At 62.2% G+C, this 15,035-nt stretch carries 12 protein-coding genes; 10 read left to right on the forward strand and 2 right to left on the reverse strand.

Annotated features, from left to right (window positions below):
- Positions 1-45: 45 nt before the first annotated feature.
- Both JS541_RS02775 and JS541_RS02780 read left to right on the forward strand, forming a co-directional pair.
- Positions 46-1,440: a glycosyl hydrolase family 28 protein gene (locus JS541_RS02775; RefSeq protein ID WP_214372929.1), complete on the forward strand. Its 1,395-nt coding sequence runs from the start codon at positions 46-48 to the stop codon at positions 1,438-1,440.
- 188 nt (positions 1,441-1,628) lie between these two features.
- Positions 1,629-2,942 carry an MFS transporter gene (locus JS541_RS02780; protein WP_214372930.1) on the forward strand — a complete coding sequence of 438 codons (1,314 nt, stop codon included), beginning with the start codon at positions 1,629-1,631 and terminating at the stop codon, positions 2,940-2,942.
- 208 nt (positions 2,943-3,150) lie between these two features.
- Here JS541_RS02780 and JS541_RS14970 read toward each other — a convergent pair whose 3' ends face one another.
- Positions 3,151-3,285 (reverse strand): hypothetical protein, encoded by a 135-nt coding sequence (locus JS541_RS14970; RefSeq protein WP_274608020.1) that lies wholly within the window; start codon positions 3,283-3,285, stop codon positions 3,151-3,153.
- Positions 3,286-3,621: 336 nt separating this feature from the next.
- Here JS541_RS14970 and JS541_RS02785 point away from each other — a divergent pair, with 336 nt between their 5' ends.
- From JS541_RS02785 to JS541_RS02820, 8 genes are all read left to right on the forward strand, one after another.
- Entirely contained in the window at positions 3,622-4,659 is a 1,038-nt protein-coding gene (locus JS541_RS02785; protein ID WP_214372931.1) for a LacI family DNA-binding transcriptional regulator, read from the forward strand.
- Between the two features lie 361 nt (positions 4,660-5,020).
- Positions 5,021-5,695 (forward strand): DUF6198 family protein, encoded by a 675-nt coding sequence (locus tag JS541_RS02790; RefSeq protein ID WP_214373153.1) that lies wholly within the window; start codon positions 5,021-5,023, stop codon positions 5,693-5,695.
- 316 nt (positions 5,696-6,011) lie between these two features.
- On the forward strand, positions 6,012-7,094 hold the full coding sequence (locus JS541_RS02795; RefSeq protein WP_214372932.1) for a hydroxyacid dehydrogenase: 1,083 nt from the start codon (positions 6,012-6,014) through the stop codon (positions 7,092-7,094).
- A 402-nt stretch (positions 7,095-7,496) separates the two neighbouring features.
- Complete coding sequence (locus tag JS541_RS02800; RefSeq protein WP_214372933.1) at positions 7,497-8,834, forward strand: extracellular solute-binding protein; 1,338 nt, start codon at positions 7,497-7,499, stop codon at positions 8,832-8,834.
- Between the two features lie 195 nt (positions 8,835-9,029).
- On the forward strand, positions 9,030-9,977 hold the full coding sequence (locus JS541_RS02805; RefSeq protein ID WP_214372934.1) for a sugar ABC transporter permease: 948 nt from the start codon (positions 9,030-9,032) through the stop codon (positions 9,975-9,977).
- Between the two features lies 1 nt (position 9,978).
- Positions 9,979-10,920, forward strand: a complete 942-nt coding sequence (locus JS541_RS02810; RefSeq protein ID WP_214372935.1) for a carbohydrate ABC transporter permease — start codon at positions 9,979-9,981, stop codon at positions 10,918-10,920.
- A 51-nt stretch (positions 10,921-10,971) separates the two neighbouring features.
- Positions 10,972-12,483, forward strand: coding sequence for a glycosyl hydrolase family 28 protein (locus JS541_RS02815; protein WP_214372937.1), 1,512 nt, complete (start codon positions 10,972-10,974; stop codon positions 12,481-12,483).
- Between the two features lie 175 nt (positions 12,484-12,658).
- Entirely contained in the window at positions 12,659-13,705 is a 1,047-nt protein-coding gene (locus JS541_RS02820; protein WP_214372939.1) for a LacI family DNA-binding transcriptional regulator, read from the forward strand.
- Positions 13,706-13,875: 170 nt separating this feature from the next.
- Here JS541_RS02820 and JS541_RS02825 read toward each other — a convergent pair whose 3' ends face one another.
- Positions 13,876-14,889: an AraC family transcriptional regulator gene (locus JS541_RS02825; protein ID WP_214372941.1), complete on the reverse strand. Its 1,014-nt coding sequence runs from the start codon at positions 14,887-14,889 to the stop codon at positions 13,876-13,878.
- Positions 14,890-15,035: the final 146 nt, after the last annotated feature.

Below are 15,035 nucleotides of genomic sequence, written 5' to 3' on the forward strand. Positions count from 1 at the left end.
CGACCCGGCCGTTCGGCAGACGCACGTATTGCAAAGGATTGGACAATGACGATCAATACCCAACATATCTACGACCCCCGCGACTTCGGTGCGCTCGCCGACGGCACGACCAACGACGGCCCGGCGATCCAGACCGCGATCGACCGGGCCACGGCGAACGGCGGCGGACATGTCGTGCTCGCCGGCGGCACGTTCCTCGCCGGCACCATCAAGCTCAAGTCCAACGTCACACTGGAAGTCAGCGAGTCCGCGACCCTGCTCGCCAGCCCGAACATCAACGACTACGCCGCCGACGTGCACCACAACCGCTACCGCAACGAGACCGCGCTCGACCGCTGCTTCATCTACGCCGAAGACGCGCACGACTTCGCGCTCGTCGGCCGCGGCACGATCAACGGCAACGCGACCGTCTTCCCGAACGAGGGCTCCATCTACCGGCCGATGATGATCCGCATGCTGCGCTGCCATAACGTGCACGTCGAGAACCTGCGCCTGTACGAATCCGCCGCATGGACGACCGCGTTCCTCGACAGCGAATACATCTGGATTCGCGGCCTCGACATCAAGAACGACAAACGCTACAACGGCGACGGCCTCGACTTCGACGGCAGCGCGCACGTGTTCGTCTCCGACTGCTACGTGCGCGGCACCGACGACAACTTCTGCCTGCAAGCCAGCAGCAAGGACTACCCGGTGCACGACTTCCACGTCACCAACTGCGAGTTCTCCGGAGTGTGCGCCGGCATCCGCATCGGCTTGAAGTCCATCAGCGACATCTACAACGTGACGATCTCCAACTGCACGCTCGAGCGCGTCTGGCGCGAGGGCATCAAGCTCGAATGCACCGAAGGCGGCTCGATCAGCGACATCTCGATCAACAACATCGTCATGCGCGACGTGACCCGGCCGATCTTCGCCGTACTCAACAACCGCTTCGAACTCGACGACTACGGCACGTCCGTCGAACTCGACCACATGCCCGAAATCGGCACGATGACGCGCATCTCGATCAGCAACGTCACCGCCACCGACAGCGAGGAGATGGCGAACGTGCACCGTCGCTTCACCGACGACGTGATGGGCGAACCGAAGTTCGCCGGCGTCCGCTTCGACGCCTCGGACGGACACCCGATCGAGGACGTGACGATCGACGGGCTGCGCTACACGTTCATCGGGGGAGTGAAGACAGCCGACATCCCGCCGCTGGAGGAATATCCGCGCCTCGTCGACAAGCTCGCCGAACCGGATGTGCGTTCGAGCGAAAACTACTGGCCCGACTGGTCGCGCACCGCCTTCATGGACCTGCGCAACGTGCACGGCCTCGACCTGAACCGCATCCGGCTGCGCTCGATCCGCCCCGACGAACGCCCGGCCGTCCTGCTCGACGGCTGCGAAACCTACGCCGACCCCGACATCACCGTCAACGGAACGCGGCGATAGACGTCCGCTCCAGCCGACCGGCCCCGCTTCACGGCGGGGCCTTTCTTGTTTTTCGCATCTCGCGTCGCACTGCGTGTCGTACCGGTTCGAGGCGTTCTGTACAATGGATTGACCCAGACGACACCGGCTGTTCGCGCGGCCGATGGCGGTCTGGCGTCATCATGGACAACGGGAAAGGGGCGGACGACATGACTGACAACGACACCATCAACAATCGCGCGGGCGGCCGAACACCGCAGAAGCCATCGGCATCGCAGTCGAAAACGGCGGTCGCGCTCGCCATCGGTCTGGTCACCTCGCTGTTCTTCGTGTGGGGCCTGACCATGAACCTCGTCAACGCGCTCAACACGCCGATCGGCAACTACATGCAGCTCAACAGCGCCCAGACGTCGCTGCTGCAGGTGGCGTACTACAGCGCGTACTTCGTCATGGCGATCCCCGCGGGCCTCGTCGCGCGCCGATTCGGATACAAGGGCGGCATCATATGCGGCCTCGCGCTGTTCGTCATCGGCTCGTTCATCGTCGCGCCCGCCACCGGCACGTCCAACTACGTGCTGTTCCTGCTGGCCATGTTCGTCATCGCGCTCGGCGCGGCCTCGCTGGAGGCGAACTGCAACCCGTACATCACCAAACTCGGCGACGAGAAGGGCGAATCGTTCCGCCTGAACCTCGCGCAGAGCTTCAACGGCATCGGCACGGTCGTCGGGCCGCTCATCCTCGGCCAGATCCTGTCCGACACCGTCGCGCCCGGCAAACCGGGATTCGACGAGGCGAAGACGAAATTCCTCTCCGACACGCGCGGCATCTACCTGACGATCGGCATCGCGCTCGCGGTGCTGCTCATCATCTTCGTGGCCGTCAAACTGCCGACCCCTCCGGGCGACGACGATGACGTCGCATCGGACGCGTCCTCGAACCAGGGCAGCGGCTCGTTCGCCAACCTGCTGCGCCGGCCGTACTTCCTGCTCGGCGTGTTCGCGCAGTTCGTGTTCCTCGGTATCCAGACCGGCGGCATGGCGATGTTCTCCGCCTATGCTCTCAAGCATTGGGGTGCGGGCATCACGACCGGACTGGCCACCACGCTGCTGTCGGTGATGGCGCTGCTGTTCACGCTCGGCCGGTTCCTCACCACGCCGCTCATGACCCGATTCGATCCGGCCAAGATCCTCGGCTGGTACATGCTGATCGGCGCGGCGCTCATGGTCGTCGTCTTCCTGGGTCTCGGACGCGTGTCCGTGATCGCGCTGCTCGTCTCGTTCCTGTTCGTTTCGATCGGCTATCCGACGATCTTCTCGCTGACCCTGCGCGGCGCGACCGGCGCGGCGGCGAAGACCGGCTCGTCGATCGTGGTGATGAGCATCGTCGGCGGCGCGGTGATCACGTTCGTGCTCGGCGTCATCCAGGATGCTGCCGGCATCGAGATGGCGATGCTCGCGATGGTGCCACTGTTCCTGTACGACGCGTGGTACGCGTTCTTCGGCTCACGCATCGGCCGCGACTGACGGCCGTGCGTGCACGACGCATGATGCATGACGCATGATGTATGACGAAACGAGGCGGGTTCGCTGGTGCGAATCCGCCTCGTCGTTTTGGGAAAGTCTTGAAAGATAGAGTGGACGCCGTTGTCCGTTTATTCAGTTGTTGTTCGGTTATGTCGTATTGAGTTATACATACGGATCGTCGTTTCGTGAGCCGATGGGGGCTCGCGACTCAGCGGGCGATCTTCTCGTCGTTGGCGGCGTTGATGATGTCGTTGAGCACCTTGCTGCTGGCCGGAGCGGACTTGGCCATCGCGCTCATGCCGTACATAGCCAGACCGCGCATCATGGAATCCTTGAGAGACATAATATTTCCTTTCGTTGGTGCGTAAATCGTTTGACGTACGCAGTTACTTATGTTCGGCTTCATTTCTGAAACCGGTTTCATAATAGCGTGAATCGCCGACTGTGGCAAGCGGCGCGGTTCGACTTCGGCGTTTCGCAATGATTACAATGGTTTTCGGCAATGCCGGGGCCTCGCGGATATCGCCGCGGGCGAAGTGTGCGGGGTCGGACGGCGACAGGCGGCGGCATCTGCGCGCTGAAACGACGCCGGACGATGCGTGACGCACGGCGAAACGGTGCCGCCGTGCGACGGATTGCCGGAGAACATGCGCGACCGGGAACGGAAAGGTGACGATATATGGCGAGGAATGCGGACCATGGCAGGCCGGTCATCAAGGACGTAGCCGCGCTGGCCGGCGTCTCCGCGCCCACCGTGTCGCGCTACCTCAACGGCACCGTCAACGTCGCCGAGGACAAGAGACGCCGCATCGCCGAGGCCATCAAACAGCTCGGCTACGAACCGAGCGCCGTCGCCCGGGCCCTGTCGAATCAGGAGATGGACACGGTGGCGGTGTTCGCGGCCAACCCCGATGCGTTCTCCACGTCGGCGACGAACCACGGTGCGGAGGCCGCGGCTCGCAAACGTCGGTTTCTGCTCAATATCGTTTCGCTTGACGAGAAGGACATGGGTTCGGTCGCCGCGCGCGTGCGCATGGGGTTGGCGGTGCGCCCGGCCGGCGTGATCGTCTACGAATACGATCGTTCGGGCGTCGAGGCTCTGAAGCACGTCCCGAAGGATCTGCCGCTGGTCGTCGTCGGCGGCGGATTCGGCGACGGCGACTACCAGATCATCAACGCCGAACGTGACGGCGGCCGGTGGATGACGATGCATCTGCTCGATCTCGGCCATCGCAGCGTGCAATACGTGGGGCAGGTCGAGGAGGAGAGCGACAATTCGCGCGCCGACGGGTGGCGCGATGCGTTCGAGGAGCGCGGCCTTACGGTTCCGAAGCCGGTCGTGGTGTCGGATGGCGATCTGGACGCCGCGGTGCGCGCCGGGCGCGAACTGGGCGGGCGCGCCGACGTGACCGCGATCTTCGCCGGCAGCGACGAGACGGCGATCGCCGTGATCAAGGGCCTGCGCGAAGCCGGCCGCCGCGTGCCTGACGACGTGAGCGTCGTGGGCTTCGACAACCGCAGCTTCGCGCCGATGTGGGAGCCGGCGCTGACAAGCTACACGCAGAACTTCCATGAGATGGGGGAGCGGGCGTTCCGGCTGCTCTACGAGCAGATCCGTTCGCGCCGCGGCCGGGTCGCGCTGCCGCCGTCGCGCGTCGAAGTGGTGCAGGGCAGGCCGTGTCTGCGCGATTCGGAGCGTGCCGTGTCCGTGAACTAGCATTTTGTCGGGCCTGCATTGTGGAAGTGTTCTTTATTCTCGGCTCCCCTTGTCAGGGGAGCTGTCACGCAGTGACTGAGGGGTAGTCAGAACCCATCGCATTAAGCCTGACAAACTACTGGTCGCGGCAGTTAGGGGCCGTGTGCGTCGGTGACGCGCCGATCGTCAGGTAAGCGGTTGCTGTTATCTAGCTCACTTATGCTATATAAGTTCATATAATTGATTTTATACGCGGTAAGCGCTTTCCAAACTGTGCTATAGTGACGCTCGGTTGACATATCCGCGCCGGTGCAATCGCTGGTGGTTCCCTGTAATGGTCGATGATCGGCGGCGGACGCATACGTGTGGAAAAGGAACGAACATGCCATATATCGTCAAGCGGATCATCTGCTTCCTGGCCGGACTTGCCGTCGAATCGTTCGGCATCGCACTCATCACGAAAAGCGCGCTCGGCACCTCGCCGATCTCGAGCATCGCATGGGTGACGACGCTGCGCTTTCCGCAGATCAGCTTCGGCGTCACGACCTTCGTGGTCAACGTCGCGTTCCTCCTCATCGAGATAGTCCTGCTGCGCCGAGACTTCCACCCCGTCCAATACCTGCAGCTGGCGGCCACGTTCTGGTTCGCGGCCACGCTCGACGTGAGCATGCGACTTCTCACATGGTTCGTGCCGGATGCGTGGTGGAGTCAGGGCGTCGGACTGCTGCTCGGCTGCGCGATCCTGGCGCTCGGCATCTGCATGGAGGTCGCGCCGGGACTCATCATGGTGCCCGGCGAAGGCGTCGTGAACGCGTTCGCGATCGTGACCAAGGTGCGCTTCGGCACGGTCAAGGTCTGCTTCGACGTGTCGCTGGTCATCATCGCCGGCATCATGTCGTTCGTCTTCTTCGGCCGCATCGACGGCCTCGGCCTCGGCACGGTCGTCGCCGCGGTCATCACCGGTCAGATCGTCAACCTGATCAACCGCCACTGCCGGTTCGTCCCGGCCAAGGAGCCTGTGAAGGTCTGCGGCCCTGTTGCAAGCGAGCGGTCCTGATCTGGTTTATTGCGGCGGCTTGTGCGGGTGGGGACGGTTCCCGGGATTGACGGCTTGTGTCCCGGGAACCGGAAACCGCACAATAATGTACATTGGCCAGGCGCGAATCGTTGAAATTCCGGGCGATGACATGTTCATATGCACATGGGCCGGTTCCCGGGATTGTTCCCGCACAATCCCGGGAACCGGACACTGAACAATCCTCCCATGCAAGAGGTGGCAACGCTCTGGAAAGCGTTTCCAGGCGTCATATAATCAAACAGGCAGATTTTGGGAATCTTGTCGGCCTAAGAAAACGTCGTCAAAGGAGCAGGATATGACGCAGGAGTCATTGCAGTCGTCGGGCATTGCCGAAATACAGCGGGAAAGCAGACCGTTTGTCGTGTTCTCGTTCCGACCGGCCGATCTGATTGGCAAGATCATGGGCGCGGATGCGTGGCGTACGCTCGATCTCGTCGCCGACTACGACCGTGACGAGACCGGGAACCCGGTCGTCGTGACGGACTTCCGCGATCCCGCCAACGTGGAACGCATCGCCAGGGCCGACTACATCATCACCGGATGGGGCGGCGAACAACTGATCGACGAGGCCGTGCTCGACGCGATGCCGAACCTCAAGGGCATCTTCGCGGCCAGCGGCGCCGCGGCCCGTATCTTCACCGACGACGCGGCCAAACAGGCCGCCAAGGCGCGCGGCATCGAACTGTCGAACTCCGGATACCTCAACGGACTGCCCGTCGCCGAATACTGCTTCGCGAACATCCTGCTCGCCAACAAGCAGTTCTTCCGCGCCGAACGCATGTACCACGAGCAGCGCGGATGGGGAGCCTGGGTCGACGTGCAAAGCGTGTTCGCGAACGTCGGCAACTACGAGAAGACCGTCGGCCTGGTATGCGCGTCCTCGCGCATCGGCCGCCGGCTCATGACCATGCTGCAGATGACCCGTCTCGACGTGCTCGCCTACGCGATCGACATGTCCGCCGACGAAACCGCGTCGTACGGCGCCACCAAGGCCGACCTCGACACGGTGATGAGCCAGTCCGACATCGTCTCGCTGCACGCTCCCGACATCCCGCCGCTGCGCGGCATGATCGGCGCTCGCGAGCTCGGCCTGATGAAGGACGGCGCGACGCTGCTCAACTCGGCGCGCGGCCGTGTGGTCGACCATGACGCGCTGATCGCGGAACTCAAGACCGGCCGCATCAACGCGATCCTCGACGTGACCTGGCCCGAGCCGCTGCCGAGCGACTCGCCGCTGTGGGATATGCCGAATGTGATCCTCACGCCGCACATCGCCGGCTCCACCGGTTCGGAACTGCACGCGATGGGCCTCAACGTGGCCGAGGAGGTCGCCCGCGCGGCCGCCGGCAAGCCGCTCAAGTACCGCGAGGAATACTGACCGGCGGGTGCTGATTCCGAGCGTGAGCCTCCGTTGGGGTGAGCGCATAACGATTTCGCGGCGATATGCCATTGTCGGCGGTGATTCCCTCCGCATGACCATATGAGTGGCGGTTTGCTCTCGCTGAACGATGTTCGGACGAGAGCAAACCGCCACTCGTCGTTTGTGTGAGACTAGATTTGATGTCGTATGCCAATAGATACATTTTTGCCTGATATTGTGACATGATTTATTGAATCGAGTATCCTTAATGATTCCAAGGTATCGGCGTGTCGTGAAATTGACTTGAATCGTGTCAAGAGCTATATTCATAGCGTTATGAAATTCATGACGTTATGAAATTCGTAACGTAAGGAAAAGGGCATCCGCCGAAGCGGGTGGATGTATATAGAAAGGCAAATCATGAAGCCTATGAAGTCGATCAAGAAGATCGCCGCCGGTATCGTCGCCGTGGCGACCATGACCGGTGTGGCTGCCTGCGGATCGAGCAACGACTCCGGCAGCGACAGCGCCGCGAAGTCCAACGGCCCGGTTGAAATCGAGGTGTGGACCTGGAGCACTACCGGCCAGCAGCAGGCCGAGGCGTTCAACAAGTCCCAGAACGAGGTCAAGGTCAAGGTCGTCCTGCAGGCGTCCAACACCGCCCAGCAGCAGAACTTCCGCAACGCCTTCGAGGCCAAGAAGAGCCTGCCCGACCTCGTGCAGGGCTTCGCGCCGCTCACCACCAACGTCGCCAACGGCTGGGCCGAGGACATCACCGACTCCATCCAGCCGATCCTCGGCATCTTCTCCGACGGCGCCAAGAAGAACGCCGAACTCAACGGCAAGTACTACGGCATCCCGGTCGCTCCTGCCGGCCAGTACAGCATCTCCAACACCGACGTGCTCTCCAAGTACGGCGTCGAGGCCCCGAAGACCTGGGACGACCTGCTCGCCCTCGGCAAGAAGGCCAACGCCGACGGCGTCAAGATCTTCAACCTCGCCGGCGAGGACCCGTCCGTGCTCATGCAGCTCGCCCAGGAGGCCGGCGCCCAGTGGTTCTCCATCGACGGCGACAGCTGGAAGGTCAACTTCCTCGACGACGGCACCGTCAAGGCCGCGGGCATCATCCAGCAGATGATCGACGGCAAGATGGTCTCCAATGAGACCTGGACCGACACCGGCTCGCTGTACAAGTTCTTCGATTCCGGCAAGCTCGCGTTCATGACCACCCAGTACTGGTCCGTCCCGAACTTCAAGACCAACATGCCGAGCACCTCCGGCAAGTGGCAGATCTCCGCCTACCCGGAGATCGACGGCACCGCTAAGGTCCCGGGCATCGTCAGCCAGGTCGACTTCGTGCCGAAGGGCACCGACAAGGCGCATCAGGACGCCGTCATGAAGTGGGAGAAGTACATCAACTCCGATGAGGGCATCGAAGCCGGCCGCGACAAGGCGTCCAACACCGTGCCGCTGCCGTCCGGCCTGTCCGGCGACCTGACCAAGTACGTCAAGGCCAACATCCCCGAAGGCTTCTACTCCAACCCGGACGACGCGGTCGACATCATCAACACCGCGACCAAGGACGTCATGGGTGGCTTCAACCTCGGCCCGAACTACGACGCTTGGTTCCCGGAACTGCAGGACCAGTGGGGCAAGGCCGTCAACGGCCAGATCACCGTCAAGGAGGCCCTGAAGAACACGCAGGACTTCGTCGCCAAGGACCTCAAGTCCAAGGGCATCAACTACAAGGTCGACTGATTCCGACCGACCATCGGCCATCGCATACCTGACCGAATCCCTCCGACCGGTTCCCGGTCATCATGAACACAGGCCGCAGCGGCATGATTCTCCTGCTGCTGCGGCCTTGCCATGACCGGCTGCGGCCATACGTACGCGAAGTACGCAACATCATCCCCATTCGTTTCATTCTGGTTGTGATAAGGAGCAATGCAGATGTCGAACGCGAAATCCGCGCCAACCAAGCCGAAGCAAAGCGCCAACGGCGGCCGGCATATTTCCTGGCGTACGCTCGAGGCGCTCAAAGGCGCCTCGTTCACCTGGCCGTTCCTGGCCGGCTTCATTTTCTTCGTGATCATCCCCGTGGCGATGGCACTGCAGGTCTCGCTCTATTCCAAGCAGAAGTCCGGCCTGGGTCTGGGCGAGGCCACCACCAAGTTCGTGGGCCTCCAGAACTTCGCCGAAGCCATCAAGGACGCCACGTTCTGGACCGGCCTCGGCCGCGTCGCCCTGTACGCGGTCATCGTCGTGCCGCTCACCCAGCTGCTGTCGATGGCCATCGCGCTGCTCATCGACGCGTCGAGCAAGAAGATGGCGAGCCGCTTCCGCATCTTCCTGCTGCTGCCGTACATGACCCCGGGCATTGTGGCCACCACGATCTGGATCTACCTGTACAGCCCGTCCGTCGGCCCGCTCACCCCGTTCTTCAAGATGTTCGGCCTGAACGTCAACTTCTTCTCCTCGGGCATGGTCTGGAGCTCCATCGGCCAGATGGCCATCTGGGGCGGACTCGGCTTCAATATGCTCATCATGTACGGCTCGCTGCAGGCCATCCCCGGCGAGATCATCGAGGCGGCGCGACTCGACGGCGCCTCCGAGCTGCGCATCGCCGTCTCCATCAAGGTCCCGTACATGCTCACCTCTGTCGCGCTGACCACCATGCTCAACATCATCGCCACGGTCCAGCTGTTCGACCAGCCGTTCCTGTTCCGCTCCGTCAGCCCGCAGACCATCACCAAGGACTTCACCCCGGCCATGATGATCTACAACCAGGCGTTCCAGGTCGGCAACCTCAACTACGCGACCGCCCTGTCGATCGTCCTCGCCGTGATCATGGGCATCGCGTCCGCCATCATCTACAAGCTGCAGAATCGGGAGAACTGACATGAGCGCCGCAACGCAACAAGCTTCGGGCACCAAGAAGTCGCTGTTCAACCGCGACAAGCGCCGCGCAAACAACGAGGTCGGCGAATCGACCGCCAACCAGGCCAAGGGCGCGTCCAAGTGGGGCGTGCTCGCCGTCCTCATCATCCTCACCGTCTACGCGGTGGGCCCGCTGTGGTGGCTCATCGTCTCCGTCACCAAGAACAAGCAGCAGCTGTACACCACCAACGGCCTGTGGTTCGCCGAGAACTTCAACCTGTTCAAGAACCTGCACGACCTGTTCACCTATCAGGACGGCATCTACGGCCAGTGGCTGTGGAACACCATCTGGATCTCGCTCGTGTGCTCTGCCGGCGTGACGATCATCACCGTGACCGCCGGATACGGCCTCGCCAAGTACAAGTTCCACACGCGTGGCCTGATCATGGGACTGATCATCATCTCGTTCCTCATTCCGGGCACGTTGCTGACGGTCCCGTCGTTCGTCCTGTTCAACAAGGTCGGCCTGTACGACACCTGGTGGGTCATGCTGCTGCCGGGCATGTTCACGCCGATGAACGTGTACCTCGCCAAGGTGTACGCCGAAGGTTCGGTTCCGACCGAACTCATGGAGGCGGCGCGCGTCGACGGCGCGGGCGAATACCGCATCTTCTTCCAGATCTCCTCGCGACTGCTCGTCACCCCGGCCGCCACGATCTTCCTGCTGTCGTTCGTCGGCAACTGGAACTCGTTCATGTGGCCGATGATCTTCCTGAAGGACTACCACAAGTGGACCGTCATGCTCGGACTGCAGTCGTGGATCGCCCGCGGCACGGATTCGCAGTACGATCTGACGATCCTCGTGCTCACCGGCGCGTTCATCTCGATGATCCCGGTCGTGATCCTGATGATTTCCCTGCAGCGCTACTGGAAGTCCGGCGTCACCGTCGGCAGCCTCAAGTGATGTGACGCGGCTTCCGTCCGACGATGGAAGCCGCAAGGAAAGGTTGATGTTATGACCATGCAGCAGCTTGGCAACGGCGTGCGCGTGTACCCGGCACCGGCGCTGGCCGTATTGCGCGACGAATACACGGTGCGCGTGCGTCCGATCTGCCAGGAGCCGGCATCGTTCGACGACGCCGATGAATCCGGCTGGCGGACCGTGCCGGTCTACCGCGTGCGCGTCGACATGCACGACCCGCGCGAATCGTCGATGTGCTATTTCGACTTCAACGGCCGCGTCGAGGTCGAAGTCGTCGTCAACGGCTGGTATGAGATGTACCGTGCCGACATTCGGCCGCTCTCGCGCGGCGTCGAACCGCACATCGTCGGCCGCAACCGGCTCGTGTTCACGCTCGACAAGCCCGCCAACCTGAGCGTCGAGATCAACCGCAACCGCGTGCGCAACCTGCACCTGTTCGCAGGCCCGTTGAAGCCAGAACGCGAGACGGCCGACGTGACCGTGCACGGTTCGCTCGAGAAGCCGTCCACGCTGAGCTACTACGAGATCAACCAGGAGATCGAGGCGGTACTCGCGTCCGGCAGGCCGCGCGCGACTGTGCTCATCGAACCCGGCTACCATTACATCGCCGACGGCACGTGGCGCATCCCCTCGCACACCGACGTCGTATTCGCGGGCGGCGCGGTGGTCGAAGGCTCGCTGATCATCGAGCATGCCGAGGACGTGCACGTGCACGGCTCCGGCGTGCTCTACCTCAACGACTTCAAACGGTACGCCGGCACGAACGGCATCGTCATCGGCTTCAGCCGCGACGTGACGGTCGAGGGCCTCGTGCTCATCAACCCACCGCACTACTCGGTGTTCCTCGGCAAGTCGCAGAGCGTGACGATCCGCAACCTCAAGTCGTTCAGCTGCGAAGGTTGGTCGGACGGCATCGACATGATGGCCTGTGAGGACGTGGAGATCGACGGCTGCTTCCTGCGCACCTCCGACGACTGCATCGCCGTGTACGGCTCGCGCTGGCAGTATCGCGGCGACTCGCGCAACGTCCACGCGCACGGCTGCACGCTGTGGGCCGACGTGGCGCACCCGATGATGATCGGCACGCACGGCGACCACGAACACGACGGCGACGTGCTCGAACACATCAGTTTCGAGAACATGGACGTGCTCGAACACAACGAATACCAGGCCAACTACCTGGGCGTGATGGCCATCAACGCGGGCGACAAGAACACCGTGCGCGACGTCACGTGGCGCGGCATCCGCATCGAACGCATCACCCACGGCCGCGTGCTCGACATCGAGACCAAGTGGAACAAGGACTACAATCCCGCGCCCGGCCGTCTGATCGAACACGTCCGCATCGAAGACGTGGACGTGACGACCGGCACGGTGACCGCCGGCGACGAGGAGCCGTCGCTGATCGGCGGCTACGATGCCGAACACCCGGTGCGGGACATCCGCATCGTGAACATGCGGCGCGACGGCAGGCCGTGCACGACGCTGGCGGATGCCAACATCACCGTGACCGGCAACGCGAGCGATCTTGATATCGTCGGCTGATTCGCAACGGCGATGATGATCGGCGGCTGGTCCGGTCAATCGTTCGGCTATGTGCCTGTGCCCGCTGACCCCGTTCGGGAAGGTGGGCACACGTGTAAAATACGGGCGTGTACCGGAACGACGAACATGCCCGACGACATTCCCTCCCGATGATTCTGCGAAAAAGGAGCCAATCATGGTCACGCTCAAGGATGTGGCGGAGCGCGCCGGAGTGTCTCCCGCGACCGTCTCCTACACGCTGCGCGGCGGCAAGCACGTGTCGAAATGGACCGAGGAACGCGTGCGCATGGCCGCGCACGAACTCGGCTATGCCACCAACATGGCCGCGCGCAGTCTGCGCTACGGCAAGACCGGCGTGATCGAACTGGTCGTGCGCGGCCTCGACGTTTCGACGATCTACGCGAAAATGGTCACGCACGTCAAGCACGTCTGCGCCGGACGCGGCTACCATTCGCTCGTCATGCAGACCGAACAGGACCCGCAGACGCTGCGCGACGCGGTGGGGGAGATCAACCGCCAGTCCTGCGACGGCATGATCCTGGACCCGTGCGGCATGACCGCCGACGCGATCCGCAAACTCAGCCAGAACCGGCCGATCGTCATGCTGGACGATTATTCGGGCGCAGGAATCTTCGACAACATCCTCACCCCGCACCGGCAGATGGCCTATGCGGCGACGCGCCACCTGATCGAGGCCGGATGCCGCCGACCCATGCTCGTCGGTGCATCGCCGGATCAGCTGCGCCGGCTCGCCGGAGGCGTCACCGAACCGGTGAAACAACGGCTGGACGGGTATACGCAGGCGATGGACGAGGCGGGACTGGCCGTCGAACCGTCACGGATGATCGATGCCGAATGGCGGTATTTCGTCGGTGTCGACGTCGGGCGCGAACTGGCGCGCGGCGGACGGCTCGACGCGGACGGACTGGTGTGCTGCAACGACACGCTGGCGCTCGGCGTGATCCGCGGCCTTGCCGACGAGGGCGTGCGCGTGCCCGACGACGTGAAGGTCATCGGATCCGACGGCATCACGATGGGCGAGTTCACCGTGCCGCGGCTGAGCACCGTGGAACTGGACATGCACGGCATGATCGAACAGGCCGTCGACATGCTTGTCGACCGCATCGACGGATCATATGACGGCGACGCGCGTCAGATGACGGCCTCGTTCTCCCTCCACTGCCGCGAATCCTGCGGCTGCGGTGCGGCATCGCATGCGTGATCGCACCGGCCTCCATACGTCTCTCGCCAAGTGGGAACCCGCCACATTGACCTTCCAGGTGAAGGAGAGTATGTCGTGAATGATAGCATCTGCTGTGAGTGGTTGATTGCCCATGAGCGGGCTTGTTTTACCGGTGTGCCGGTAAAATGGCATGTCGATATCGCATTGTTTCAATGTTGAGTCTTGTTAAGATCTGCTGCCTTCATGAGCTCTCCGACGTCGTGGGGAACTGGCAGAGCCGGATCTATGAATGGGGTGTTGCCATATGTGTGTGCGAATGCCGTACGGAAGTCTGTGGGGGTTAATGAGGTGCGTTTTTTGAACTGCTTCATGAAGTTCTTCCTGTCGTTGAAGTATGAGTATTTCGCGACGGTATCGATGGGCAGTTTCGTGTGGACCAGCAATGCCTTTGCGGTTTCGATGCGCAGGTCGATGAGGTAGTCGCGCATGGTCGTTCCGTGTTCGCGTTTGAATAGGCGGTTGAGATAGTCGGGGTTCATGACGAAATGGTCGGCCACCGTCGAAACCGTCAGCTTGGACGACATGTTCGTTCGGATCCATTCGATGATCGGCGTGGTCCTGGTATTGTCCGTCTTCGTTTTGGCGAGGGAGTGAAGGTAGTCGTCGCTTAACTCGATGAGCAGTGCCGAGGTCAGCAGGTCGTTCTCCCGTTGCGTGTACCGGTAGGAGTTGGCGCAGGACAGTACCATGCGGGCGGCCACCAGCACGCGTTTCATGTTGTATATCGTGAACCGTTCCGGGATGAGGCAGATGTCGTTGATTTCGGGACAGTATTCCTTGCGTTGCATGCGCTGCAGCGTCTCCTGCAGCACGGGGGCGGGGGAAGGCACCGTCGCGGCGGTCTGGCCTGTTCCGCGCGGTTTCCAGTCCGCTAGAAAGTGGATCCACAGGAAGTCCACGTTCTCGCCGGTTCTTCCGGTGCCCCATACCGTGATGTCGGGAGGCAGCAGAACGCAGGAGGAAGGCGTCACTCGCACATGCCGTTCGTGGGTCTGATCGTCGTTGGCGCGGTACGCGAGGTCGAAATGACCGGAGATGCCGATGATGAGCTCGAAGTCCGAGCCATGATCATACCGAGCATGGGTCCATCCGGGCCGGCTGGTGAATTCGCCGGCGATGAAATACCGAATGGGGTTGTTCAGATCGATCTCGTAGACGGTCATGGTCGCCATCCTCATTGCCGATATTAACGAAGTCGGAATATGACACCATTGTTCCATATTGCGACCATAACATGCGCATTACACTGAAATTACTTGGTTAAACGGCATCCTTCCAAGGAATGAAAGGGTGTCACGTTCCGTACAAC

This window comes from Bifidobacterium sp. SO1 (assembly GCF_018555335.1).
Lineage (GTDB): Bacteria > Actinomycetota > Actinomycetes > Actinomycetales > Bifidobacteriaceae > Bifidobacterium > Bifidobacterium simiiventris.

Bases quoted from the DNA above. Each gene is read 5' to 3' on its own strand.
- JS541_RS02775 (WP_214372929.1), top strand. From the start codon at position 46: ATGACGATCAATACCCAACATATCTACGACCCCCGCGACTTCGGTGCG.
- JS541_RS02780 (WP_214372930.1), top strand. From the start codon at position 1,629: ATGACTGACAACGACACCATCAACAATCGCGCGGGCGGCCGAACACCG.
- JS541_RS14970 (WP_274608020.1), bottom strand. From the start codon at position 3,285: ATGTCTCTCAAGGATTCCATGATGCGCGGTCTGGCTATGTACGGCATG.
- JS541_RS02785 (WP_214372931.1), top strand. From the start codon at position 3,622: ATGGCGAGGAATGCGGACCATGGCAGGCCGGTCATCAAGGACGTAGCC.
- JS541_RS02790 (WP_214373153.1), top strand. From the start codon at position 5,021: ATGCCATATATCGTCAAGCGGATCATCTGCTTCCTGGCCGGACTTGCC.
- JS541_RS02795 (WP_214372932.1), top strand. From the start codon at position 6,012: ATGACGCAGGAGTCATTGCAGTCGTCGGGCATTGCCGAAATACAGCGG.
- JS541_RS02800 (WP_214372933.1), top strand. From the start codon at position 7,497: ATGAAGCCTATGAAGTCGATCAAGAAGATCGCCGCCGGTATCGTCGCC.
- JS541_RS02805 (WP_214372934.1), top strand. From the start codon at position 9,030: ATGTCGAACGCGAAATCCGCGCCAACCAAGCCGAAGCAAAGCGCCAAC.
- JS541_RS02810 (WP_214372935.1), top strand. From the start codon at position 9,979: ATGAGCGCCGCAACGCAACAAGCTTCGGGCACCAAGAAGTCGCTGTTC.
- JS541_RS02815 (WP_214372937.1), top strand. From the start codon at position 10,972: ATGACCATGCAGCAGCTTGGCAACGGCGTGCGCGTGTACCCGGCACCG.
- JS541_RS02820 (WP_214372939.1), top strand. From the start codon at position 12,659: ATGGTCACGCTCAAGGATGTGGCGGAGCGCGCCGGAGTGTCTCCCGCG.
- JS541_RS02825 (WP_214372941.1), bottom strand. From the start codon at position 14,889: ATGACCGTCTACGAGATCGATCTGAACAACCCCATTCGGTATTTCATC.